The sequence below is a fragment of the bacterium SCSIO 12827 genome, assembly GCA_024397995.1.
GTDB lineage: Bacteria > Pseudomonadota > Alphaproteobacteria > Rhodospirillales > Casp-alpha2 > UBA1479.
Genome location: CP073746.1, coordinates 3,483,758 through 3,506,772 on the forward strand (window position 1 = coordinate 3,483,758; position 23,015 = coordinate 3,506,772).

The window sequence follows — 23,015 nt, forward strand, 5'->3', positions numbered from 1 at the left end:
GAAATTGGCCACAAATTGTAAGACAATGTTCCCATGTTGCGGCATTCAAGCGTATGGCATGCAGTTGACCGGCTGGCCCGCGAACATGGCCTGTCGACCTCCGGGCTTGCCCGCAAGGCCGGCCTTGATCCCACCACCTTCAACAAGAGCAAGCGCACGACACGCGACGGCAAGCTGCGCTGGCCGTCGACGGAAAGCATCGCCAAGATTCTGCAGGCCACGGGGGCCAGCCTGTCGGAATGGGTGTCCTACGTGGACGAGACCGAAGGTGGCGGCGTCTACCGCAACGTGCCGCTGATCGGCTTCGCCCAGGCTGGAAATTCAGGGTTCTTCGACGATGCGGGATACCCCGTGGGCGGCGGCTGGGATGAAATCCCCTTCCCCGGCCTGAACGATCCCAACACCTTCGCCCTGGAAATCAACGGCGACAGCATGGAGCCCGTGTTCCGTGACGGCGATACCATCATCGTCGCCCCCCATGCCTCGGTCCGGCGCGGCGACCGCGTCGTCGTCAAAACGACGGAGGGCGAGGTCATGGCCAAGGTGCTGATCCGCCGCACGGCGCGTCACATTGATCTGCAATCCCTGAACCCGGCGCACGAGGACCGGTCCCTGGACCTTGCCCAGGTCGAATGGATTTCCCGCGTCGTCTGGGCCAGCCAGTAGGCCGCCCCCCCGGGGTAACTTTCCATCAGACGTTGAAATTCCACCACAAATAACTGTAATTACTTGATTTCCCGCCCCACCCTTGGCCTTTCGCCCCCCAAGGGGTATGCTGCATATGCGAAGAGAGTGGCGCTGGCTTTGGGAGTTTTGAAAGGCCGATGCCATGAAATATGGACAAAGTAGAGGCGGCAACGCCATCAGTTGGGTCGACGGCGAATGGCACGATGACGAGCCCGCCGTCGCGAAGGCGACCGATCACGCCATGTGGCTAGGGTCCGCCGTGTTCGACGGGGCCCGGTCGATGGCCGGCAAGGTTCCCGATCTGGAAGCCCATTGCGCGCGTGCCATCCAGTCAGCCCGCATCATGGGCATGGCACCTGACGTGACGACGGAAGACATCGTCGAGTTGTCCCTTGAAGGCATCCAGCAATTCCCCGACGACGCCCAACTGTACATCTGCCCGCTGTTCTATGCTTCGGGCGGGTTCGTCGTGCCCGACCCCGCATCGACCCATTTCGTCCTGACGGTGGAAGAATCGACCCTGCCCGCACCGACCGGCTTCAAGGCCTGCCTGTCGCCGTTCCGCCGCCCGACCGCCGACATGGCGCCGACCGGCGCCAAGGCCGCCTGCCTGTACCCTAACGTGTCGCGCGCCGTGGCCGACGCCAACGAACGTGGATTCGATACCGGTGTGATGCTCGACCCGGACGGCAACGTGGCCGAATTCTCGTCGGCCAATCTGTTCATGGTGAAAGACGGTGCCGTGCACACGCCGGCGCCCAACGGCACCTTCCTTGACGGCATCACCCGCCAACGGGTGATCCAACTTCTGCGCGAGGCCGGCATCGAAGTCGTGGAACGCGCGATTAGCTTCGAGGACCTGCTTGACGCCGACGAACTGTTCGCCACCGGCAACTATTCCAAGGTCATCCCCTGCACCCAGTTGGACGAACGTCCCCTGCGTCCCGGCCCCGTGTTCCAGAACGCCCGTGACATGTATTTCAGCTTCGCCGAGGCCTGTTAAGGCGTCATTTCCAGATCGGCTTGCCCGATCCCGGCAGGCCGTAATCAGCCCATTTGCGGGTGACCTCATCAATCACGTCATCCGACATGCGGATCTTGCGGCCCCATTCTCGGTGCGTTTCCGCCCCCATCTTGGCCGTCGCGTCGATGCCCATCTTGCTGCCCAGCCCCGGTTCGGGCGAGGCGAAATCCAGATAGTCGATGGGCGTGTTCTCGATCATCGTCACGTCGCGGGCCGGATCCACATTGGTCGAGATCGCCCAGATCACGTCGTTCCAATCGCGGGCGTTGATGTCGTCGTCGACCACGATCACGAACTTGGTGTAGGTGAACTGACGCAGGTAGGACCACACCCCCATCATGATGCGTTTGGCGTGCCCGGCGTAGGCCTTCTTCATGGAGACCACGGCAACGCGGTAGGAACAGGCCTCGGGCGGCAGCCAGAAATCGACCACTTCGGGGAATTGCTGGCGGAACAGGGGTACGAAGACTTCGTTCAGACCTTCGCCCAGGATCGACGGCTCGTCCGGCGGACGGCCCGTATAGGTCGACAGATAAATGGGGTCCCGTCGCATGGTGATGGCCGAGACCGTGAAAACGGGGAACGGCTCCACCGAATTGTAATATCCCGTGTGGTCGCCGTAGGGCCCTTCGTCGCTGTAATCCTCGAGCGAGACATGACCTTCGATGACGATCTCGGCTTCGGCCGGGACCTTCAAGGGCACGGTCTTGCAGTCAACCAGATCGACCCGCTTGCCGCGCAGCATCCCCGCGAATTGATATTCCGACAGGGTATCCGGCACCGGTGTGACGGCGGCCAGAATGGTGCCCGGATCTGCGCCGATCACGGCGGCAGCAGGCAGCGGCTCGGGCCGGGTTTCCTTCCACCGGGCGTGATGCTGCGCCCCGCCCCGATGCTTCAGCCACCGCATCAGGGTGGTATTCCGGCCCGTTACCTGCATGCGATAGATGCCCAGGTTGAAGCCGTCGCGCTTGTCCCCACCCTTCTGCCCGGCCTGGGGCCCCTGGGTCACGACCAGCGGCCAAGTGATCAGGGGGGCCGGTTCGCCGGGCCAGCAGGTCTGGATCGGCAGGGCCGCAAGGTCGATATCGTCGCCCTTGAGGACGATTTCCTGGCACGGCGCGGTCTTCACCGTTTTCGGCTTCATCGCGACCATGGTTTTCAGCAGCGGCAGCATGTCCATGGCTTGGCGCAGGTTTTCCGGCGGCTCAGGCTGGCGCAGAAAAGCCAGCGTCTCACCGACCTCGCGCAGTTCCGACGGTTCGCGCTCCATGCCCCAGGCGACGCGCTCCACCGTGCCGAACAGATTGACCAGGACCGGCATGCCGTAACCCTTGCCATCACGCCGCACGACGTTCTCGAACAGCACGGCCGGACCGCCCTCGGCGATCAGACGGGTCTGGATTTCCGTCATCTCCAATTCCGGCGACACGGGGGTTTTGACGCGCACAAGACGGCCTGCCGGCTCCAGCCGGTTGAAGATAAAATCCCTGAGCGAGGCATAAGCCATATGCGGTTTCCTTGTCGCCGGGGCAGGTTTTTCGGCGCGCGCCGACGTTAGCCGCTGAAACCATGGGGCAAAAGGTGAAATTGCCATCCCTTACGCCAATTCTCCGCCAAACTGCGTTCAGTTGTCATGAGGGACAAAGGCGGATACCCTTTCCGGTGCCGGTAAATGACATTAACTCCCTATAAACACCGGCAGATTAGGATTTCTAGGGAAGTCCGGTTGGAGAGGCCGGAAAAATTCCAAGGCACGACGGGAAGTGAAGACCTCATTGGTGAAACATGTCCGGTGACGCAATGACTGCGCAGACCGATCCGGCGCTGAAGAATTTTCAGCGCCTGATCGATATTGGCATCGCGTTGTCAGCCGAACGCGACATCAACCGATTGATGGAAAAGATACTTTTGGAGGCCAAGGACCTGACCTCGGCTGACGGCGGGACCCTTTACATCAAGACGGAAGAGGACGCGCTGAAGTTCGAGATCATGCGCACCGATTCCCTCAACATCGCGCTGGGCGGCACCACGGGCAAGGACATCACCTTTCCACCGATCCGCCTGTTCGATCCGGAAACGGGCCAGCCGAACCAGAAAAACATCGCCAGCTACTGCGCTCTGACCGGCGAATCGATCAACATTCAGGACGCCTACGAGGCAGAGAATTTCGACTTTTCCGGCACCAAGAAATTCGATGAGGGCACGGGCTATCGTTCCAAATCGTTCCTCACCGTGCCCCTGAAGAACAGCCAGGATGAAATCATCGGCGTCATCCAGTTGCTTAATGCCACTGATGCGTCGGGCACGGTCATCGATTTCTCCAAGCAAATTCAGCCCCTGGTCGAGGCCCTCGCCTCCCAGGCCGCCGTGGCGCTCGACAATCAGCAGTTGCTGGAAAGCCAGCGCAAGCTGTTGGAAAGTTTCATCGAGCTGATCGCGTCGGCGATTGACGCCAAGTCTCCCTATACCGGCGGCCACTGTCAGCGCGTGCCCGAGTTGACCAAGATGCTGGCCAAGGCCGCCTGCGACGACAAGGACGGCCCGTTCAAGGATTTCGACCTGACCGAAGAGCAGTGGTACGAACTGCACATCGGGGCGTGGTTGCACGACTGCGGCAAGGTCACGACGCCGGAATACGTCGTCGACAAGGCCGTGAAACTGGAAACCATCTACAACCGGGTTCATGAGGTGCGCATGCGCTTCGAGGTGGTCAAGCGTGAGGCCGAAATCGAGTACTACAAGGCGCGGCTTGAGGGCCGAGGCGACCCGGACGCGCTGAAGGCCGAACTGGACGCGACCCTGGCCAAGATCGACGCGGACTGGGAATTCGTCGCCAAGGCTAACGTCGGCGACGAATTCATGGCGCCCGAGGACCAGGACCGCATCCGCGAGATCGCCCAGACCCAGTGGACGCGAACTTTGGACGACCGTCTGGGCCTGTCGTTCGAAGAACGCAAGCGCAAGGACCGCATGCCGCCCGTGCCGGTGCCGGCCAAGGAATCCCTTCTGGCTGACCGCGACGACCATGTCGTTTTCCGCGACGCGCTGGAGCCCGCCGCCCAGCCCGACAACCCCTTCGGGTTCAAGCTGAACATCCCCGAGCACAAGTACAATTTCGGCGAAATCTATAACCTGTGCATCGCCCGCGGGACGCTGACCGAGGAAGAGCGCTTCAAGATCAACGACCACATCGTGCAGACCATTATCATGCTGGAACAGCTGCCGTTCCCCAAGCATCTGAAGCGGGTGCCGGAATACGCCGCCGGCCACCACGAAAAGATGGATGGCACGGGCTATCCCCGAAAGCTGACCGAGGATCAAATGTCCGTTCCGGCGCGCATCATGGCCATCGCAGACATCTTCGAGGCCCTGACCGCCGCCGACCGGCCCTACAAGGACCCGAAGAAACTATCGGACAGCATCAAGATCATGTCGTTCATGAAAAAGGACGCGCATATCGACAGCGAATTGTTCAAGTTGTTCCTGACTTCCGGCGTGTTCCAGGAATACGCCGACAGGTTCCTGGAGCCCTATCAGATCGACGACGTGGACATCGCCAAATACCTTGAATAACCCGCCCACCTCATCCGACCGTCCACGCCGCCCCCGGTCCGTTTCCCGGGGGCTGGCCTATCCTTATGACGTGCCCGACCGGTCGTTCGTGATCCACGCGGGCCATGTCCAACCAGTCGACAGCGACGCCCATCTCCACGACCTCGCGGGCGGCGACCTGGCCGATCGCGTGCCGGTGATTGCCTGCGGCTCGAACCAGGCGCCGTCGGCGCTGACCTGGAAATTCGCCCGGCCCGAGGACGGCCCCATCCCCGTGGTGCGCCTGGAGTTGAAGAATTTCGACAGCGTCTATTGCGCCCATTTCGCGCGCTACGGATCGGTTCCGGCAACCCTGCATCCCGCCCCCGGCACCATAGTATCGCTGTTCGTCAATTGGCTGACCCCGGCCCAGCTCGCCCATATGCACACCACGGAGACCACGCGCGGCAATTATGTTTACGGCGAGTTGGCGGAGCTTGAGGCCGAGGTCGAATTCGGCCCCGCCGTGAGCCGCGCCGGCGCCTATATCTGCACCCGGGGGGCGCTCGCCATTGACGGCCGCCCGGTGCCGCTTGCCGAGATTCCCGCCCGGGATCGCAGCCATCCCGCCTTGGCTCAACGCGACCTGATCCAGCGTCTGGTCGCCCTGCACGGCCTGGCCGACACGGTCGAAACTTTTGTTCAACGCAACCTCGACGATGAGGACGAACGGGCCCGCCGCGCGGCCCTGCTACACCGGGACGCCCTGCCCTTCGATTACCCGGCCTTCCGCCCGGCGGGCTGACTCATCCCGCGAATCGTGGGGCCGGCGGGATCATGCCGCCACGCCACATCGCCACCGCCCAGCCCCGGCCAGAGCCCCGCAGACGGGCGATTGGGCCATTCCCCTGTGCAAAATCAGCATGGGCGGGTATTTTTTCCGGTTATGGAACAGTTTCTGTCGGACTTGGTACTGATCCGTGACGGGGTACTGAACTCGACCGCGGACCTATGGGTGCCGCTGGTGGAAACCGTCGCGACGATGCCGACCTGGGTGCTTGCCGCGGCCGGGGCGGGGGCGCTGGCGCTAATCGGCGTACTGCTGTTCGGTGGCCGCAGGCTTCGCGGCGGCGACCGCCTGGACCGTCCCGACCCCATCCTGCGCAGCCAGCCGACCGCGGCGGACACGCCCCCGGTCGACGTAATGGCGCCCGCTCCCATGGAGCCGGCCCCCCTGCCCGACACGCCCGAGATTCAGGGCCTGGCCGAAATTCTCGCCGACCAAGGGATCGACGATCAGGCACGTGACGGGCGGCTGCGATCTTTCGCGGGCGAACTGGACGACCTGCGCGCCCGGCTCGGCACTGTCAGCGCCGGGTCACCGGCGGCAGCCAAGCTGCTGCATGACGCCCGGGGCGCCATCGCTTCCGGCGACATCGCCCGCGGCACGGACCTGCTGATCCGCGCCGCCGAGGAAGAGGACACCACCGGCCACAAACATGCCTGGACCGCCGGTATCCATGGCCGTGCCGCGGCCTTGGCCCGCTTGGTCGCGGGTGACCTTCTGGCGGCGCGTGGCGACGCGGAAGAGGCCACGACCTTGTTCCGGCTGGCCGCCGACGCCGTGCCCGAGGATGACCTGGAACTGCGGGTCGAATGTCTGGGCCGGCTGGGCGCCCTGGCCCACGGCCGGGAAGACTACAAAGCCGCGCGCAAGCATTTCGCCGCCGCTTTGGACCTGCTCGAAAAATCCGGCGCCGAGGGCCACCCCGACCTGGGCGGCATCCTCAACAACTTAGGATTGGCCTGCGACCTGGCCGGCGATGCCAAAGCCGCGGAACTGTATTATCAGCGTGCCCTTGCCGCCGACGAGACAACCTGGGGCGACAATCATCTCAACGTCGCCGCCGTGGTCAACAACCTTGGTCTTTATTACCGGCGACGGGGTAAGACCCAGGCGGCGGAACCCCTGTTCCGCCGTGCCGTCGCGATCAAGGAAAAGCATTTGATGCCGGGCGATGCCTCGCTCGCCCTCAGTCAGGTCAACCTGGCCGCCGCCCTCCGTGCATTGGGGCGCGAGGAAGATGCCCAGGACCTGGAACGTCGGGCCGGCCTGCCCCCGCCCGAGCCGCCGGAGGCCGAAGAGCCCGCGGTAGAGGCGGCCCCGGAAACCGCTGAGGACGGTGGCGAATCGGCACCCCCGGAAGACACCGAAGCGAACGGACGACCCGTGCCCGCCGGTTGACGCCGCGTCACCCTTTCCCCCCATCCTGAAACCTGTATAGTCGGCCCACTTTCCCGTCCGGAGGCAATGACCAGGCGGCGAAAAACCAGACCATTCCGCCGGCAATGGCGCCGGCGGTCGCTCGAAGGCAAGGACCAAGCGAATGCCCAATACGACTGAAAATTCCAGCAAGACCGGTATCATGATTTGCGGCCACGGCAGCCGCGACCAAGGGGCCGTCGATGAATTCGGCGCCCTGGCGGGCCATCTGGCCAAGCGATTCCCCGATTACGAAGTGGAAAGCGGATTCCTGGAATTCGCCACCCCCGTCATCCGCACGGGCCTGGACAAGCTGAAGGACCGGGGCGTCGACCGCATCATCTGCGTGCCGGGCATGCTGTTCGCGGCGGGGCATGTGAAAAACGACCTGCCGTCGGAGATCAACAGCTTCGCCCATGCGCACCCGGACCTGGATGTGCGCTTTGGGCGCGAACTGGCGATCGACGCCCGGCTTCTGCGCGCGGCAAAGGTCCGCATCGAAGAAGCCGAGGCCGCCGCCAACGCGACCGGCGAGATCGCCCGCAAGGACACGCTTCTGATGGTGGTCGGGCGCGGCACCAACGATTCGGACGCCAATTCCAACGTCAACAAGGTCGCGCGCATGTTGTGGGAAGGCATGGATTTCGGCTGGGCCGAAGTCAGCTATTCCGGCGTCGCCTATCCGCTTGTCGACGAAGGATTGAACAAGGCGGTGAAGCTCGGGTTCAAGCGCATCATCGTATTCCCCTATTTCCTGTTCACCGGCATCCTGGTCAACCGCATCTACCGCTGGGCCGATGACTGCGCCGCCGCGCACCCCGAGGTTGATGTCGTCAAGGCGCCCTACCTGAACGACCATGAGGACCTGATCGACTGCTTCGCCGACCGGGTCGAGGAAGCGCTCAACGGCGACAACAAGATGAACTGCCTGCTGTGCAAGTACCGGGAGCAGATCATCGGCTATGAGGACGACCAGGGTGCCGCCCAGGTCGGCCACCACCACCATGTGGTCGGCATCGGCACGGACGGCCACGGGGCTGAAGATTATGGTATCCATCACGGCAAGCATGGCCATCATCATCACGGGCACGGCCATGACCACGGTCACTCTCACGATCACGGGCACAGCCACGGGCACTCCCATCCGCATTCCCACGACGCCGACAACTGACCCGGGGACGCGATGTTCGATTACGTCCGCGACCCGGCGGAGATCTACCGCCGTTCCTTCGCCGCCATCGAGGCGGCGGCGGATTTGTCGCGGTTCAAGGGCGCCGAACGGGCCATGGCCGTGCGCCTGATCCATGCCTGCGGCATGGCGGAGATCGCGGCGGATTTGGTGCTGTCCGGCGATCCGGCGCAGGCCGGCAAGGCCGCCCTTGCGGCGGGGGCGCCCATCCTGGTCGATGCGGAAATGGTCGCCCGCGGCGTCATCGCCCATCGCCTGCCCGCAAACAACAGGATCATCTGCACCTTGAATGACGATGGCGTCCGCGAACGGGCGGCGGCCCTGGGCACCACCCGCTCCGCCGCCGCCGTCGATGCCTGGGTTCCGCATTTGGCGGGGGCGGTGGTTGCCATCGGCAATGCGCCGACGGCCCTGTTCCGGTTGTTGGAACTACTGGCCGAAGGCGCGCCCAAGCCGGCGGTCATCCTGGGCTTTCCCGTGGGCTTCATCGGCGCGGCGGAATCCAAGCAAGTCCTGATCGACCATGCGGGCGATATCCCGTTCACGACCTTACCGGGTCAGAAGGGTGGCAGTGCTTTGGCCGCCGCCGCCGTGAACGCGCTTTGCCCCGCCCCTGAGCAGCCGGAGGCACAAAATGGATAGATGGCTTTCCGTGATCGGCATCGGCGAGGACGGATTGGGCGGCCTGAGTGCCCGCGCCCGCGCCCTGATCGAAGCCGCCGATGTCCTGGTCGGCGGCGACCGTCACCTGGGCAAACTGTCCCCCGATGCCAGGCCGCGCCTGACCTGGGCCAACGGCCTGGACGCCGGGATCGCCGCCATCGAACAACATGCGGGCAGGCAGGTCTGCGTGCTCGCCTCGGGTGATCCGCTCAACTTCGGCATCGGCAAGCGCCTGGTCGCGCGCTTCGGCATCGAGGTCATGAACATCCTGCCCGCCCCCGGCGCCTTCGCCCTTTTGGCGGCGCGCATGGGCTGGTCATTGGCCGATGGCACCCTGCGCACGGTCAGCTGCCACGCCTTCCCGGTCGAGATCCTGAACCGCCACTTGCTGCCGGGCATGCGCCTGTTGATCCTGGCCCGCAACGGCGAGACCCCGGCGCGCGCGGCGGAATTGCTGTGCCGGCGCGGTTTCGGGGAAAGTCCCATGACCGTGTTCGAACACATGGGCGGGCCCGACGAAGGACGCTACGACACCGTGGCCGAGGAATGGGAAGGCCGGCGGGTCAAGGACCTGAACGTCATCGCCTTTCATCTGTGGCCGAGTCCGGGGGCGACGGTCTGGCCGGAAACCCCGGGCCTGCCCGAGGCTGCCTTTCGTCACGACGGCAAGATCACCAAGCGCGAGGTCCGCGCCGCGACCCTGGCCCGCCTGCAGCCCCTGCCGGGGCAACTGCTGTGGGACGTAGGTGCCGGATCGGGGGCGGTCGCCATCGAATGGCTGCGCGCGGCGGCCGACGCGCAGGCAGTCGCCATGGAACGCGACCCGGCCCGCTTCGACGACATCGAAGCCAATGCGAACAACCTCGGCGTGCCGCATCTGAAACTCATCAAGGGCGACGCCCCCCAATGCTTCACGCAAGCCGGGGACGCCCCCGACGCGGTCTTCGTCGGCGGCGGCCTGTCCCGGCCCGGCGTGATCGACGGCGCCCTGGCCGCCCTTAAACCCGGCGGGCGTCTGGTCGCCAACGGCGTGACCCTGGAAGCCCAGGAGATCTTGATTCAAAACCATCGCGCCCATGGCGGAGAGCTGACCCGCATCGCCGTCGCCCGCGCTGACGCGGTCGGCGGCCTGACCGGCATGCGGCCTTTGATGGATGTGCTGCAGTGGGCGGTGACCAAGTCATGAGCAAACCCGGCACCTTGTATGGCGTCGGCGTCGGCCCCGGCGACCCGGACCTGCTGACGCTGAAGGCCGTGAAGGTCATTGCCCAGGCCCCCGTCATCGCCTATCCGGCGGCGGCGGGCACGGACAGCCTGGCCCGCGCCATCGCGGCCCCGCATATTCCGGCGGGCAAGACGGAAATCGCCATCGTCACGCCCATGGTGCCGGGACGCTTTCCTGCCAACGACGTCTACGATGACTATGCCCGGGACATCGCAGGGCACCTCGCCGCCGGGCGCGACGTCGCGATCCTGTGCGAGGGCGACCCTTTTCTCTACGGCTCGTTCATGTATCTGTTCCTGCGGCTGGCCGAAAATTATCCGACCCAGGTGGTGCCCGGCGTGTCGTCGCTCGCCGCCTGTGCCGCCATGGCGGGCGCGCCCTTGGTGTCACGAAACCAGGTGCTGACGGTGATCCCGGGGCCACTGGACGAGGCCGACCTGGAAGCCCGCCTGGAAAAATCCGAAGCCGCCGCCATCATGAAGGTCGGCCGACACCTGCCGAAGATCCGAGGCGTGATCGAAAAACTGGGGCGGCTCGACCGCGCGCAGTATGTCGAGCGCGCGACCATGGCCGATCAGAAAGTCATGCCGCTTGTCGATGCCCCCGACACCGCCCCCTATTTCTCCATGATCCTGGTGCGCTCGCCCGAGGATGTCGAAACCACGGAGCCCCAGACATGACCGCCGCCCCACCCGTCATCCTCGCCGTGACCGAACCGGGGACGGCCCTAGCCCGCCGCCTGCAAAGCGTCATTCCGGGCGCGCTGGTCCATGGCCGGGTCGGCCGCGTTGCCGAGGCCGATGACTTCTTCGACGAAACCACCAGCCATGCCGCCCGCCTGTTTCAGGCCGGGCATCCGGTGATCGGCATCTTCGCCTCGGGCATTCTGATCCGCGCCCTGGCCCCGCTGCTGGCCAACAAGGTCGCCGAGCCGCCGGTGATTTCCGTGGCCGAGGACGGCAGCGCCGTGGTGCCGTTGTTGGGCGGGCATTCTGGCGCCAACGTTCTGGCCCGCGAGATCGCCAAAGCCTTGGGCATCAGCGCCGCCGTGACCACGACCGGCGACCTGCGCCACGGCATCGGCGTGGACGACCCGCCCGCGGGCTGGATGGTGGCCAACCGCAAGAAATCCCTTCCCGTTGCCGCCGCCCTGCTGGCGGGCGATCCCGTGCGCCTGAACGTTCAGGCCGGCGACGCAAGCTGGCTCACGGACACTGACCTGCCCATCGATCCGTCGGCACGGCCCGGCATTCTGGTGACCGACCGCGCCCAAGGGGATACGGACGATCTGGTCCTGCACCCGCCGGTGCTGGTCATCGGCGTCGGTTGTGAGCGCGACGCCGATCCCGCCGAAGTCCGGGACCTTGTCACCGAGACCCTGGCCAAACACAGGCTGGCGCCGGGGGCCGTTGCCTGCGTCGCCACCATCGACGTGAAGATGGACGAAGCCGCCGTCAACGATCTCGGCGACGTCTTGAGCGTGCCGGTTCGGTTCTTCGACGCGGCGACGCTGGAGGCCGAGACCCCGCGCCTCGCCAATCCGTCGGACGTCGTGTTCCAGGAAGTCGGCTGCCATGGCGTCGCCGAAGGGGCGGCCCTGGCCGCCGCCGGGCCGACGGCCGAACTGATCGTGGAAAAAAGCAAATCCAAACGCGCCACCTGCGCCATCGCAAGGGCCAGCGGCAACATCGACGCATCGGCCGTGGGCCGGGCACGCGGACGGCTGACCGTGGTCGGCACCGGGCCGGGCGCACCCTTGTGGCGCACCCCCGCCGTCTCCCGCGCCGTGGCCGGGGCGACGGACCTGGTCGGCTACGGCCTGTACCTGGACCTGCTGGGCCCCGCCGCCGAGGGCAAGGCGCTGCATTCCTCGGACCTGTCGGAAGAAGAGGCGCGCGCTCGCAAGGCCCTCGACCTTGCCGCCGAGGGCAGGCAGGTCGCCCTGGTCTGTTCCGGCGATCCCGGTGTCTATGCGCTGGCGACCCTGGTTGTGGAGCTGATCGACCGCGGGAACGATCCCCGCTGGAACCGCCTTGCCGTCACCATCGAGCCCGGCGTGAGCGCGCTGCAGGCCGCCGCCGCGCGGGCCGGCGCCCCCCTGGGCCATGATTTCTGCGCCGTGTCGCTATCCGATCTGCTGACGCCCTGGGAGGTCATCGAAAAGCGCCTGCGCGCGGCCGCCGAGGGCGATTTCGTCATGGCCCTCTACAATCCCGTATCCAAGCGCCGGCGCTGGCAGCTGGAAAAAGCCCGCGACATCTTGATGGCTCACCGCCCGCCGGAGACACCGGTGATCCTGGCCCGCAATCTGGGCCGTGACGGCGAGACCATCCAGATCATCGACCTCAAGGATCTGACGGCGGACATGGTCGACATGCTGACCCTGGTGATGATCGGATCCTCCGACAGCCGCGCGATCACCCGCGGCACCCGGCGTTGGGTCTATACCCCCCGGGGCTATGCCGGGAAAATGCAGAAACAGGAGACCGGCACATGACCGTCCATTTCATCGGCGCCGGACCGGGGGCTCCCGATCTGATCACCGTGCGCGGCCTGAACCTGATCAAGGCATGCCCGGTCGTGCTTTACGCCGGGTCCTTGGTTCCGGCCGAGGTCGTGGCCGAAGCCCCCACAGGGGCCCGCGTGATCGACACGGCACCGATGAACCTGGAGGAGATCATCGCCGAGATCGAAACGGCCCACGCCGCCGGACACGACGTCGCCCGCGTCCATTCCGGCGATCCGTCGATCTATGGCGCCGTCGCCGAACAGATGCGCCGGCTCGACGCGCTTGGCATCGATTACGACGTGACGCCGGGCGTGCCCGCCTTCGCCGCCGCCGCGGCCTCGTTGAAACGCGAATTGACCCTGCCCCAGGTCAGCCAGAGCATCATCCTGACCCGCACCTCGGTGCGGGCGTCGGACATGCCCAAGGGCGAAGACCTGGAAACGCTGGGCAAAAGCGGGGCGACCCTGGCGGTGCATCTATCCGTCAACAACTTGGCCAAGGTGGTGCGGGACCTGACGCCGCACTACGGCGCCGATTGCCCCGTGGTCGTCGCCTACCGGGTGACCTGGCCGGACCAGCAGATGGTCGAAGGCACGCTCGCCGATATCCGGGAAAAGGTGAAGGCGGCGGGCTTCACCCGCACGGCCCTGATCCTGGTCGGCCGCGCCCTCGGCGAAACGGCGTTCGACGATTCAGCCCTTTACGCCGCCCATCACCACCACGTCCTGCGCCCCAAGAAGGTGCAACCTTCCTAAAGACTGTCCAGCCAAGCGAGGGCCCCGTCGATGCTTTCGGCATGGGGCGGCGGCGGAAGGTCCGGCGGATCGATCAAAATCACACGCAAGCCCAGGTCCAACGCCGCATCGACCTTGGCCCGCGACGCGGCGCTGCCGCCGTTCTTGGCAACCAGGGTATCGATGGAGAATTGCTGCAGCATTCGGCGCTCGTCATCATAGGTTCCGGGGCGGCCCGTCAGGACTTCATAGCGATCAAACGTCGGCGGCGACGCAGGCGCGTCGATGAAGCGCAGCAAAAAGAAGCGGTCTTTTAAGGTGTTGAATTGATTAACTTCTTGCCGGCCTATGGCAAGGAAAATGCGCTGCCCGGCACTTTCCAGCGCTGATTTTGCTGCACTTATGCTGCACACATGCTGCATTGCAGCATTTTGCACAAATTGCCATGGTGGGCGGGCCAGAACCAGGCGCGGGACATGGGCAATTGTTGCGGCCTCTGCCGCGCTTTTCGAAATCTCGGCGGCGAAGGGATGGGTGGCATCGATCAGGGCGGTAACGCGTTCAGCCCTTATATATTCGGCCAGCCCGGCCGCGCCGCCGAAGCCGCCGGCCAGAACCTCGCCCACGGGCAGACGCGGGGTCGCCGTGCGCCCTGCCAGCGACGTGATGATACGCATATCCGGCCAGCGTGCCTGCACGGCGGCGGCCAGGATGCGGGCGTCCGCCGTACCGCCCAGGATCAGGAGCGTGCTAACCACCGGCGCGCCCGGCGCGTTGTCCCTGGCGGTCGAACACCAGAACCTCGACCGCGACGTCACCCGCCAGGGCCGCCAGGGCCACCTCCCGCGCACCAGCCGCCACCCGGTCGGCGAGCGAAACACCCGCCGCCTGGGCCAGGGTCAGGGCTTCCATCCCCGTGTTCGCCGTCTTGATGCATTCGGCCAGGGCCGCATCATCGGCGGCCAGCGCCGCCAATTTGTTCATGTCGAGGGATGAGCGCGCGGAGTGCAGATCCAAATTCCCCTGCGCCAGTTTGGCCAGCTTGCCGAAGCCGCCCGCGATGGTGAGGCGCGGCAAGGGATGGCGGCGCAGGTATTTCAGCAATCCGCCCGCGAAATCGCCCATGTCGATCAGCGCCATGTCCGGCAGATCATAAAGCGCCTTCACCGCCGCTTCCGAGGTCGAGCCCGTGGCCGCCGCGATATGGCTAAGCCCGCCCGCCCGCGCCACGTCGACGCCGCGGTGGATCGAATGGATCCAGGACGCACAGGAATAGGGAATAACGATGCCCGTGGTGCCCAGCACCGACAGCCCACCGCGAATGCCGAGGCGGCCGTTCATGGTTTTTTCAGCAAGCCGCTCGCCGTCCTTGATGGCGACCGTGATCTCGACGTCGCCGGGACCGTTCAGGCGCCGGGACAAATCCTCGATCACGCCAGTCATCATCCTGCGCGGGCCCGGATTGATGGCGGGCTCGCCAACGGCCAAGGGCAGGCCGGGCAGGGTCACCGTGCCCACGCCCGGCCCGGCGCGGAAGGTGACGCCGGTCCCGGCGCCCCCCGGGCGCAGGGACACCGAGACCTCGGCCCCATGGGTCACGTCCGGGTCGTCGCCCGCGTCCTTGATGACGGCGGCGCTCGCCCTGCCGTCGTCCAGGCCCGTGCGCGCCAAGTCAAAGGTCGGCTCCTCGCCACGCGGCAGGGTAATGGTGACGGCTTCCGGGAAGGCGCCCGTGACCAGGGCCTCATAGGCAGCCGCCGTCGCCGCCGTCGCACAGGCGCCGGTGGTCCAGCCACGTTTCAGGTTTCCATCCGGTTTGCGTGCGGGCATGGCGGGAATCTAGCGCATTGACCCGTCGTGACCCAAAGGGGAAAACAAAGAGAGGGAATGCCGGTGCAACGAACCGCCCAAGGAGGAGTGACCCCATGGCCGATCAAGCGCCACCCCCGGGCCGGGACCCGAGCCTGTTCGACGCCTATGCGCCGGCCCAGATGGCGCGGCGGGTCGAGGTTGCCGGCGTGGCCAAGGCAGGGCTGCCTCTGTTGCCGCTGTTCACCCTGGCCCTGCTGGCCGGTGCCTTCATCGCCTTCGGCGCCATGCTGTTCACCCTGACCATGACCAACCACGGCCTGGGCCTGGGGCCGTCGCGCATCCTGGGCGGGATCACGTTCTCCCTCGGCCTGGTTCTGGTCGTGGTCGGCGGGGCGGAACTGTTCACCGGCAACCTGCTGCTGGTCATGGGCTGGGCCGACCGCAAGATCGCGACGATGGCGCTGTTGCGCAATTGGGGCGTGGCCTATGTCGGCAATCTGGCCGGCGCCGTCGCCATGGCCGTTCTGGCCTATTGGTCCGGCTATATGGACCTGGGGTCCGGCGCCGTCGGCGCGACGGCGGTCAAGATCGCGGCCGCCAAGGTCGAACTGGATTTCACCACCGCCTTCGTACGCGGCCTGCTGTGCAACACCCTGGTCTGCCTCGCGGTCTGGCTGTGCTTCGCGGCCCATGACGTGATCGGCAAGATTTTCGCCATCCTGTTCCCCATCACCGCCTTCGTCGCCCTGGGCTTCGAGCATTCGATCGCCAACATGTTCTTTATTCCCGTGGGCATGCTGGCGGCGGGAAATGACGCCTATGTGACGGCGGCAGGCCTTCCCGGGGATGTGGGCGGTCTAACGCTCGCGGGTTTCGTGGGCAATCTCGTGCCGGTGACACTCGGCAACATGGTCGGCGGCGGATTGTTCGTGGCCGGAACCTACTACCTGGTCTATTTACGGCCACATTCCTGACCGACAAAGGTTGAATAGGCGGACAAAGTCCGTACCTTTCCCAGACGCTGAAACAGCCGGCAACGAGGCCATGACCAAGCAACCCAACAAGACCGTTTCCCGCCTGCGCCTGGTGCGCCGCATCGCCTTCGGCCTGGCGGCCGTCATCCTGATCGCCGTTGCCGCCGTGATCGCGCAGCAGCGCCTGGCCGATTCACCTCGCACGGGCACCGCGCCTGAAGTGAAGATCGGCGGCCCCTTCACCCTGACCGACCACACCGGCCGCCAGGTGACGGAAAAGGATTTCCAAGGCAAGGCCATGCTGATCTTTTTCGGCTACACCTTCTGCCCGGACGTCTGCCCGACCTCGCTGACCGAAATTTCGGCGGCCATGGATAAGCTCGGCCCCCTGGCGGCGAAGGTCGTTCCCATCCTGGTCTCCGTCGATTCGGAGCGCGACACGCCCGAGGTGCTGAAGGATTATGTCGCCCACTTCCATCCCAGCATCGTCGGCCTGACAGGCACGCCGGAACAGATCAAGCAGGTCGCCAAGGCCTACCGCGTGTTTTATGCCAAGGTCGTGGACGAAGGCGGGGACAAGGACGCCTATCTGATGGACCACTCATCGGTGATCTATCTGATGGGGCCGAACGGCAAGTTCCTGACCCATTTCAGCACCCAGACGGACGCCGAAACCATGGCGGCCAAGATCAAGTCCCTGCTGTGACCGGTGGGTTGCCGCCGGGGATCGTCATCGCCGCCCCGTCGTCGGGCAACGGCAAGACGCTGCTGACCCTTGGCCTGCTGCGCCATTTCCGAGACACGGGTGTTGCCGTGGCCTCGGCCAAGGTCGGCCCCGATTATATCGATCCCGCCTTTCATCAGGCCGCCGGCGGCCGGTCCTGCCCCAATCTAGATCTTTGGGCCATGCGGGACGGGACCTTGGCATCCGTCCTGGCGGCATCCGCCAAGGGGGCGGATCTGATCGTCTGCGAAGGGGTCATGGGCCTGTTCGACGGCGCCAGGCTGGACGAAGGTTCGACCGCCGACGCGGCCCGCACCTTCGGCTGGCCGGTGATCCTGGTGGTCGATGCGGCGGCCCAGGGGGCGTCGGCGGCGGCCCTGGTCGGCGGCTTCGCCCGTCACCGCCCGGACGTCACCGTCGCCGGGGTGGTGTTCAACCGAACGGGCAGCAGCCGGCACGCGGATATCCTCACTGCCGCCATGGCCCAGGATCACTCGGACATTCCCGTACTCGGCTGCCTGCCCCGGCTGGCGGACCTGACCCTGCCCGAACGGCACCTGGGTTTGGTGCAGGCGGGCGAGCATGGTGACCTGGAAGCCTTTCTGAATGCTGCTGCCGAAGCCGTCGCCGCCCATGTTGATACGATGGCACTGCGCGCCCTGGCTCACGCCACAGGCACCACCGCAAACACGGATGCCCTGCCGTTATCGCCGTTGGGCCAGAAAATCGCGGTCGCCCGCGACCGGGCGTTTTCGTTCTGCTATCCGCATGTGCTGGACGGCTGGCGCCATGCCGGGGCCGAAATCACCTTCTTTTCGCCGCTGGATGACGAGGCGCCGGCGGCCGGCGCCGACGCGGTCTATCTGCCCGGCGGTTATCCGGAACTGCATGCGGGGCGACTGGCCGGAAACGCCCGGTTCCTGGCCGGACTGCGCAGCATGGCGGCGGCAGGGCATACCGTGTTCGGCGAATGCGGCGGCTACATGGTGCTGGGCGATGTCTTGACCGATGCCGACGGCCAAGCCCATGCCATGGCCGGGCTGCTGCCCGTTGAAACGTCGTTCGCCCAACGCAAACTGCACCTGGGCTACCGCCGCGCGGTCATCGCGGATACCGGGCCGTTCGGGCCGGCCGGCGCAGCGCTGCGCGGCCATGAATTCCATTACGCGACGATCATCGCCGAGGGCTTGGCCGAAAGCATTGATGCCCCTCTGTTCCACGTCTCCAACGCCGACGGCATGTATCTGGGTGCCTTGGGCCGGCGGCGGGGCAGTGTCATGGGATCGTTTGTCCACCTGATCGACCGGGAGGACAGCGGCGCCTGAGGGCAGTATGCTGTCGGCCTTCATTGCCCCTTAAGGAAAGACAACGTCCATGTTCGGGCTGTTCAGGAAGAAGAAACGCGACCTACCGCCGCCGTTCTGGAAGACCAAGGGTCTTGCCGAAATGTCCAAGGGGGAATGGGAATCGCTGTGCGACGGCTGCGGACGCTGCTGTCTGAACAAGCTGGAAAACGAAGCGACGCGCGAGGTTCTCTATACCGACGTCGCCTGCCGCCTTTTGGACACGGACAGCTGCCGCTGCTCCAGTTACGAAGACCGCAAGCGATTCGTCCCCGAATGCCAGATTTTGACACCGCGCATGGTCAAAAAACTGGGTTGGCTGCCGTCAACCTGCGCATACCGCTTGATTTCCGAAGGCCAGGACCTTTATTGGTGGCATCCCCTGGTTTCCGGCGATGCGGAAACGGTTCATTATGCAGGTATCTCGGTGCGCGGCCGCGTGGTTTCCGAACGCGACACCGACGATCTGGAAAATCATGTGGTGGGCTGGCCCAAATAGCCGCCCCGCCGCCCGGCAAGCAGGCCGGAAAGCGCTGCGAAGGAGAAAGACATGAGTGCGAGCAACCTGGAACTGACGGGCGTCTATGCCGCCGTCCTGACCCCGCAGCATGCGGATTTGAGCCCCGATCACGCCCGCATGGCGGCACATGCCAAATGGCTGCTGGCCAACGGCTGCGACGGCCTGGGCGTTTTGGGCACCACGGGCGAGGCCAATTCCTTTTCCGTCGCCGAGCGCCTGGAAATTCTCGACAAGCTGGCCGAGAACGGCGTGCCGACCAAAACCATGATGCCCGGCACCGGGTGCTGCGCCATTCCGGACACGGTCGAGATCACCAAGAAGGCGCTTGAAGTCGGCGCCGGCGCGGTGCTCATGCTGCCGCCGTTCTATTATAAGAATCAGTCCGACGAAGGCCTGTTCGCAGCCTATTCGGAAGTCATCCAGCGCATCGGCGATGACCGCCTGAAGATCTGCCTCTACCACTTCCCGCAGATGTCGGGCGTGCCGATTTCCATGAACCTGATCGGCATGCTGCGCAAGGAATACCCGAACACAGTCGTGGGCATGAAGGATTCGTCCGGCGTGCTGGAAAACATGCTGACCGCCGCCCACGAATTCCCCGGCTTCTGCGTGTTCTCCGGCGCCGACGATCTGATGCTGCCGGTCCTGCGCGAAGGCGGGGCGGGCTGCATCACGGCCTGCGCGAACATCGCCTCCGACCTGGCCCAAGCGGTCTATTCCGAGTACCGCACGAACGGCGACGACGGCAATGTGGAAGAGCTTCAGAAGCCGCTGGCCGCCGTGCGCAAGATCATTTCCGGCTATCCGCTGATTCCGTCCCTGAAGGCCATGGTCGCCCGTCACACGGGCGATAATGCCTGGGCCAACATGCGCCCGCCGGTCATGCCGATGGACGCAGCCGCCACCCAGCGCCTGTATCAGGAATACGATGGCGCCGGCCTGGCCATGGCAGAAGCGGCCTGAGTTGACCGACGGCGGGAGCGGCCGGACCTTACAGACCCTGGGCCACGGCCTTGACCGCGCCGACGGCGGCGCGGTGCCGCTCACCATCCGCCGCAACAAGCGCGCCAAGCGCCTGATCCTGCGTGCCGACCCGGCGACGGGGACGGCGGTGGTGACCTGCCCACCCTGGGTCTCGGACTCGGAGGCCCACGCCTTCGCCGAGAAACAGGCAGGCTGGGTCCATGCCCGTCTGGCCTCCGCCCCCAAGCCCCTGCCCTTCGCCGACGGCCAGGTCATCCCCTATCTCGGCCGCCCGCATATGATCCGCCACCGCCCAGACGCGCGCGGCGGCGTTTGGGTTGAGGACAGCGGGGACCAAGGGGAAATCCATGTCACCGGCCAGGCCGAACATCTGCCACGACGGCTTGCCGACTGGTTGAAGCGGGATGCCCGGCGACGCATCCTTCCCTGTGTCGAAGCGGCCTCGGCGGCCCTCGGTGTCACCGCCGGGCGGATTACCCTGCGCGACACGAAAAGCCGCTGGGGCTCCTGCGCCATCAACGGCAACCTGAATTTCTCCTGGCGCCTGGTGCTGGCCCCGGAACGGGTGCTGCGTTACGTCGTCGCCCATGAGGTCGCCCATATCCGCGAACACAACCACGGCCCCCGGTTCTGGGGCCTGGTGCGCGATCTGGCGGACGATATGGACGCCTGCCGAAAATGGCTGCGTGACGAAGGATCGGCGCTGTTTCTGGTCGGCCCTGTCTCGGATTAGAATTACCCCGCAAGCTTCGGATGGCCTGATCCAGGCCTTGGGCGTAGGCTTTCCCCATGGATCACACAACACACCAAGACCCGACCCTTGAAGACGACCGCTGGCGCCAAGTTCTGGACCGCCGCACCGGCGGCGGTTTCGTCTATGCCGTCACCACCACGGGCGTCTATTGCACGCCGGGCTGTGCCTCGCGCCGGCCCAAGCGGGACAACGTCCGCTTCTTCGACACAGGCACGCAGGCGGAAAGTGCGGGGTTCCGCCCCTGCAAGCGCTGCCGCCCGGACAACAACCGCATCATCGACCCGCGCCTTGCCGCCGTGGCCGAGGCCTGCCGCCTGATCGAGGCGGCCGGGATCCCCCCGCCCCTGGACGCCCTGGCCGAGGCCACGGGCTACAGCCCCTTCCACCTGCAGCGCATGTTTCTGGCCATGGTCGGTGTCAGCCCCAAGCAATACGGCGACGCGGTGAAGGCGGAACGCCTGCGCCGGGGATTGAAGGCCGGCGGCGGCGTGGCGGGGGCGCTTTACGGCGCCGGATACGGCTCCGCATCCCGGGTCTATGAGAAATCCGCGGCGTTGCTGGGCATGACGCCGGCAAGCTATGCCGCCGGCGGACGCGGGGCCACGATCCGTTTTGCCATCGCCGAGGGACCTTTGGGCCAGGTGCTGGCGGCGGCAACGGACAAGGGGCTCTGCATGGTTGCGCTGGCCGACGACGACGGCGCCCTGGAATCGGAGCTGCGCCGCGACTTTCCCCTGGCCGAGATCACCCGCGACGACGCGACCCTGAAACCCCTGATGGAAGGCGTGGTCGCCTTTTTGGACGGGGCCGATACGGCGCAATCCCTGCCGCTGGACGTGCGGGCGACGGCCTTTCAATGGCGGGTCTGGCAGGCCCTGGCCGCGATCCCGGCGGGAGAGACGCGGACCTACGGCGAACTGGCGGCGGCTTTGGGCCGCGACGGCGCCGCCCGCGCCGTCGGCCGTGCCTGTGCGACCAACCCGATCTCCCTGGTTATTCCCTGCCACCGCGCCGTAGGCTCCAACGGATCGCTGACCGGATACCGCTGGGGCGTCGCGCGGAAACGCGCCCTTCTTGCCCGCGAACGGGGGCGGAAGACCTAAACGCCGCGCACCAGCCGGTCCGCCGCCGCGCGGGCGAAGGTCAGAGTCTGTTTGCGCCGGCGGTTGCCCTTCATGGGCGTTTCGTCGGCCGACCGCAGGATCGCCCCATCATGAGCATCCGCGACGATCAGCCCGGCATTCATCGGCAGGATGTCCTGGGGAAACCCGGGCGGCACCGCGAAATAGAACCCGTCGCAGAAATCGGGATATTCGTGCCATTTCCCGTCGGCGCGGAAATCCTCGACCGACGATTTAACCTCGACGAAGAGAAACCGGCCCTGGCCGTTCAGGCCGGCCACGTCGATGCGGCGGCGTGACGTCAGCTTGAATTCCGTGAGCGGGCTGAACCCCATGCGCCAGAGCAGGCGCACGACGCCGCGGGTCACGCCCTGGGTCACCTGCGGGCGGGGTGCGTCCGGCAGAGACAGAGTATCGCGGGCATCAATTTCGTTCATCATATGTTCTTTTCCTATCGAACCTGATTACCCGTCCGACACGGATATGACAAGCCCTTGCCGCCGGGCTTGGGGAAGGCTAAGCATCCCCCATGCGACAGGCGCAGCATGAACTTGGCGTGGCCACCGATGGTCCCGGCCTTTACGAGATTACCCGCGACGTCGCGGCCTGGGCCGCTGGCCAGGGAATGACGACGGGGCTGCTGACCCTGTATTGCCGTCACACCAGCGCATCCCTGACCATTCAGGAGAATGCCGATCCGGACGTATGCCGCGACCTTGTGACCTTTTTCGAACGGCTGGTGAAGGAGGATCCCACCCTTTACCGTCACACCGCAGAAGGCCCCGACGACATGCCCGCCCATATCCGCAGCGCCCTGACCAACGTTCGGCTATCGGTCCCCATGACCGGGGGCCAAGTGATGCTTGGCACTTGGCAGGGCATTTATCTGTTCGAACACCGCCGCCAGGCACATCGCCGCCGGGTGTTGATGCACCTCGCGGGCGCATAGGATCAG

General features: G+C 65.6%; 23 protein-coding genes. 19 read left to right on the forward strand and 4 right to left on the reverse strand.

Annotated elements, in window-relative coordinates:
• The first annotated feature begins 33 nt into the window (after window positions 1–33).
• Window positions 34–666, forward strand: a complete 633-nt coding sequence (locus KFF05_16285) for a helix-turn-helix transcriptional regulator (protein ID UTW51440.1) — start codon at window positions 34–36, stop codon at window positions 664–666.
• A gap of 163 nt (window positions 667–829) precedes the next feature.
• The gene (locus KFF05_16290; GenBank protein ID UTW51441.1) at window positions 830–1,690 is read left to right on the forward strand and encodes a branched-chain amino acid aminotransferase; all 861 of its coding nucleotides are present in this window, start codon (window positions 830–832) and stop codon (window positions 1,688–1,690) included.
• Between the two features lie 4 nt (window positions 1,691–1,694).
• Here KFF05_16290 and KFF05_16295 read toward each other — a convergent pair whose 3' ends face one another.
• The gene (locus tag KFF05_16295) at window positions 1,695–3,221 is read right to left on the reverse strand and encodes a UbiD family decarboxylase (GenBank protein UTW51442.1); all 1,527 of its coding nucleotides are present in this window, start codon (window positions 3,219–3,221) and stop codon (window positions 1,695–1,697) included.
• 278 nt (window positions 3,222–3,499) lie between these two features.
• On the opposite strand from KFF05_16295, the gene KFF05_16300 reads away from it, so the two are divergent.
• The 9 genes from KFF05_16300 (at window position 3,500) to cobM (ending at window position 13,849) form a co-directional block, all read left to right on the forward strand.
• Window positions 3,500–5,287: a GAF domain-containing protein gene (locus KFF05_16300; protein ID UTW51443.1), complete on the forward strand. Its 1,788-nt coding sequence runs from the start codon at window positions 3,500–3,502 to the stop codon at window positions 5,285–5,287.
• Window positions 5,280–6,050, forward strand: coding sequence for a hypothetical protein (locus tag KFF05_16305; protein ID UTW51444.1), 771 nt, complete (start codon window positions 5,280–5,282; stop codon window positions 6,048–6,050). Before KFF05_16300 ends, KFF05_16305 begins: the two co-directional genes overlap by 8 nt.
• A 141-nt stretch (window positions 6,051–6,191) precedes the next feature.
• The gene (locus tag KFF05_16310) at window positions 6,192–7,490 is read left to right on the forward strand and encodes a tetratricopeptide repeat protein (protein ID UTW51445.1); all 1,299 of its coding nucleotides are present in this window, start codon (window positions 6,192–6,194) and stop codon (window positions 7,488–7,490) included.
• A 181-nt stretch (window positions 7,491–7,671) separates the two neighbouring features.
• Window positions 7,672–8,679, forward strand: a complete 1,008-nt coding sequence (locus KFF05_16315; GenBank protein ID UTW53760.1) for a sirohydrochlorin chelatase — start codon at window positions 7,672–7,674, stop codon at window positions 8,677–8,679.
• Window positions 8,680–8,691: 12 nt separating this feature from the next.
• Window positions 8,692–9,339, forward strand: coding sequence for a precorrin-8X methylmutase (locus tag KFF05_16320; GenBank protein UTW51446.1), 648 nt, complete (start codon window positions 8,692–8,694; stop codon window positions 9,337–9,339).
• Window positions 9,332–10,546 carry a precorrin-6y C5,15-methyltransferase (decarboxylating) subunit CbiE gene (gene cbiE / locus KFF05_16325; protein ID UTW51447.1) on the forward strand — a complete coding sequence of 405 codons (1,215 nt, stop codon included), beginning with the start codon at window positions 9,332–9,334 and terminating at the stop codon, window positions 10,544–10,546. The genes KFF05_16320 and cbiE overlap by 8 nt, the downstream gene beginning before the upstream one ends.
• A complete protein-coding gene (locus tag KFF05_16330) occupies window positions 10,543–11,265 on the forward strand; it encodes a precorrin-2 C(20)-methyltransferase (protein UTW51448.1) in 723 nt (240 codons plus the stop codon). Before cbiE ends, KFF05_16330 begins: the two co-directional genes overlap by 4 nt.
• Window positions 11,262–13,082: a precorrin-3B C(17)-methyltransferase gene (gene cobJ / locus KFF05_16335; GenBank protein ID UTW51449.1), complete on the forward strand. Its 1,821-nt coding sequence runs from the start codon at window positions 11,262–11,264 to the stop codon at window positions 13,080–13,082. Before KFF05_16330 ends, cobJ begins: the two co-directional genes overlap by 4 nt.
• On the forward strand, window positions 13,079–13,849 hold the full coding sequence (cobM, locus tag KFF05_16340) for a precorrin-4 C(11)-methyltransferase (protein UTW51450.1): 771 nt from the start codon (window positions 13,079–13,081) through the stop codon (window positions 13,847–13,849). Before cobJ ends, cobM begins: the two co-directional genes overlap by 4 nt.
• On the opposite strand, the gene KFF05_16345 is transcribed toward cobM, so the two are convergent.
• Both KFF05_16345 and KFF05_16350 read right to left on the reverse strand, forming a co-directional pair.
• Complete coding sequence (locus KFF05_16345; GenBank protein ID UTW51451.1) at window positions 13,846–14,586, reverse strand: cobalt-precorrin-6A reductase; 741 nt, start codon at window positions 14,584–14,586, stop codon at window positions 13,846–13,848. The two genes, cobM and KFF05_16345, sit on opposite strands and share 4 nt — an antisense overlap.
• Complete coding sequence (locus tag KFF05_16350; GenBank protein ID UTW51452.1) at window positions 14,579–15,658, reverse strand: cobalt-precorrin-5B (C(1))-methyltransferase; 1,080 nt, start codon at window positions 15,656–15,658, stop codon at window positions 14,579–14,581. The genes KFF05_16345 and KFF05_16350 overlap by 8 nt, the downstream gene beginning before the upstream one ends.
• A gap of 95 nt (window positions 15,659–15,753) precedes the next feature.
• Between KFF05_16350 and KFF05_16355 the strand changes: the two genes are divergently transcribed.
• The 7 genes from KFF05_16355 (at window position 15,754) to ada (ending at window position 22,042) form a co-directional block, all read left to right on the forward strand.
• Window positions 15,754–16,614, forward strand: coding sequence for a formate/nitrite transporter family protein (locus KFF05_16355; GenBank protein ID UTW51453.1), 861 nt, complete (start codon window positions 15,754–15,756; stop codon window positions 16,612–16,614).
• 70 nt (window positions 16,615–16,684) lie between these two features.
• Window positions 16,685–17,320 (forward strand): SCO family protein, encoded by a 636-nt coding sequence (locus KFF05_16360; protein ID UTW51454.1) that lies wholly within the window; start codon window positions 16,685–16,687, stop codon window positions 17,318–17,320.
• An 8-nt stretch (window positions 17,321–17,328) separates the two neighbouring features.
• Window positions 17,329–18,663 (forward strand): cobyrinate a,c-diamide synthase, encoded by a 1,335-nt coding sequence (locus KFF05_16365; protein ID UTW53761.1) that lies wholly within the window; start codon window positions 17,329–17,331, stop codon window positions 18,661–18,663.
• Between the two features lie 49 nt (window positions 18,664–18,712).
• Window positions 18,713–19,180, forward strand: a complete 468-nt coding sequence (locus KFF05_16370) for a YcgN family cysteine cluster protein (protein ID UTW51455.1) — start codon at window positions 18,713–18,715, stop codon at window positions 19,178–19,180.
• 51 nt (window positions 19,181–19,231) lie between these two features.
• Complete coding sequence (locus KFF05_16375) at window positions 19,232–20,164, forward strand: dihydrodipicolinate synthase family protein (GenBank protein ID UTW51456.1); 933 nt, start codon at window positions 19,232–19,234, stop codon at window positions 20,162–20,164.
• A complete protein-coding gene (locus tag KFF05_16380; protein ID UTW51457.1) occupies window positions 20,130–20,918 on the forward strand; it encodes a M48 family metallopeptidase in 789 nt (262 codons plus the stop codon). The genes KFF05_16375 and KFF05_16380 overlap by 35 nt, the downstream gene beginning before the upstream one ends.
• Before the next feature lie 56 nt (window positions 20,919–20,974).
• Window positions 20,975–22,042 carry a bifunctional DNA-binding transcriptional regulator/O6-methylguanine-DNA methyltransferase Ada gene (gene ada, locus KFF05_16385; GenBank protein UTW51458.1) on the forward strand — a complete coding sequence of 356 codons (1,068 nt, stop codon included), beginning with the start codon at window positions 20,975–20,977 and terminating at the stop codon, window positions 22,040–22,042.
• Here the strand turns inward: ada and KFF05_16390 are convergent.
• On the reverse strand, window positions 22,039–22,497 hold the full coding sequence (locus KFF05_16390) for an MmcB family DNA repair protein (GenBank protein ID UTW53762.1): 459 nt from the start codon (window positions 22,495–22,497) through the stop codon (window positions 22,039–22,041). The two genes, ada and KFF05_16390, sit on opposite strands and share 4 nt — an antisense overlap.
• Before the next feature lie 92 nt (window positions 22,498–22,589).
• On the opposite strand from KFF05_16390, the gene KFF05_16395 reads away from it, so the two are divergent.
• Window positions 22,590–23,009, forward strand: coding sequence for a secondary thiamine-phosphate synthase enzyme YjbQ (locus KFF05_16395; GenBank protein ID UTW51459.1), 420 nt, complete (start codon window positions 22,590–22,592; stop codon window positions 23,007–23,009).
• Window positions 23,010–23,015 lie beyond the last annotated feature (6 nt).

What these genes read in the sequence shown, in the direction of transcription:
- KFF05_16290 (UTW51441.1), top strand. Translation starts at nt 830, where the DNA reads ATGAAATATGGACAAAGTAGAGGCGGCAACGCCATCAGTTGGGTCGAC.
- KFF05_16390 (UTW53762.1), bottom strand. Translation starts at nt 22,497, where the DNA reads ATGAACGAAATTGATGCCCGCGATACTCTGTCTCTGCCGGACGCACCC.
- KFF05_16360 (UTW51454.1), top strand. Translation starts at nt 16,685, where the DNA reads ATGACCAAGCAACCCAACAAGACCGTTTCCCGCCTGCGCCTGGTGCGC.
- KFF05_16315 (UTW53760.1), top strand. Translation starts at nt 7,672, where the DNA reads ATGATTTGCGGCCACGGCAGCCGCGACCAAGGGGCCGTCGATGAATTC.
- KFF05_16395 (UTW51459.1), top strand. Translation starts at nt 22,590, where the DNA reads ATGCGACAGGCGCAGCATGAACTTGGCGTGGCCACCGATGGTCCCGGC.
- KFF05_16300 (UTW51443.1), top strand. Translation starts at nt 3,500, where the DNA reads ATGTCCGGTGACGCAATGACTGCGCAGACCGATCCGGCGCTGAAGAAT.
- cbiE (UTW51447.1), top strand. Translation starts at nt 9,332, where the DNA reads ATGGATAGATGGCTTTCCGTGATCGGCATCGGCGAGGACGGATTGGGC.
- cobM (UTW51450.1), top strand. Translation starts at nt 13,079, where the DNA reads ATGACCGTCCATTTCATCGGCGCCGGACCGGGGGCTCCCGATCTGATC.
- ada (UTW51458.1), top strand. Translation starts at nt 20,975, where the DNA reads ATGGATCACACAACACACCAAGACCCGACCCTTGAAGACGACCGCTGG.
- KFF05_16310 (UTW51445.1), top strand. Translation starts at nt 6,192, where the DNA reads ATGGAACAGTTTCTGTCGGACTTGGTACTGATCCGTGACGGGGTACTG.
- KFF05_16370 (UTW51455.1), top strand. Translation starts at nt 18,713, where the DNA reads ATGTTCGGGCTGTTCAGGAAGAAGAAACGCGACCTACCGCCGCCGTTC.
- KFF05_16350 (UTW51452.1), bottom strand. Translation starts at nt 15,658, where the DNA reads ATGCCCGCACGCAAACCGGATGGAAACCTGAAACGTGGCTGGACCACC.
- KFF05_16320 (UTW51446.1), top strand. Translation starts at nt 8,692, where the DNA reads ATGTTCGATTACGTCCGCGACCCGGCGGAGATCTACCGCCGTTCCTTC.
- KFF05_16285 (UTW51440.1), top strand. Translation starts at nt 34, where the DNA reads ATGTTGCGGCATTCAAGCGTATGGCATGCAGTTGACCGGCTGGCCCGC.
- KFF05_16380 (UTW51457.1), top strand. Translation starts at nt 20,130, where the DNA reads ATGGCGCCGGCCTGGCCATGGCAGAAGCGGCCTGAGTTGACCGACGGC.
- KFF05_16375 (UTW51456.1), top strand. Translation starts at nt 19,232, where the DNA reads ATGAGTGCGAGCAACCTGGAACTGACGGGCGTCTATGCCGCCGTCCTG.
- KFF05_16355 (UTW51453.1), top strand. Translation starts at nt 15,754, where the DNA reads ATGGCCGATCAAGCGCCACCCCCGGGCCGGGACCCGAGCCTGTTCGAC.
- KFF05_16295 (UTW51442.1), bottom strand. Translation starts at nt 3,221, where the DNA reads ATGGCTTATGCCTCGCTCAGGGATTTTATCTTCAACCGGCTGGAGCCG.
- KFF05_16330 (UTW51448.1), top strand. Translation starts at nt 10,543, where the DNA reads ATGAGCAAACCCGGCACCTTGTATGGCGTCGGCGTCGGCCCCGGCGAC.
- cobJ (UTW51449.1), top strand. Translation starts at nt 11,262, where the DNA reads ATGACCGCCGCCCCACCCGTCATCCTCGCCGTGACCGAACCGGGGACG.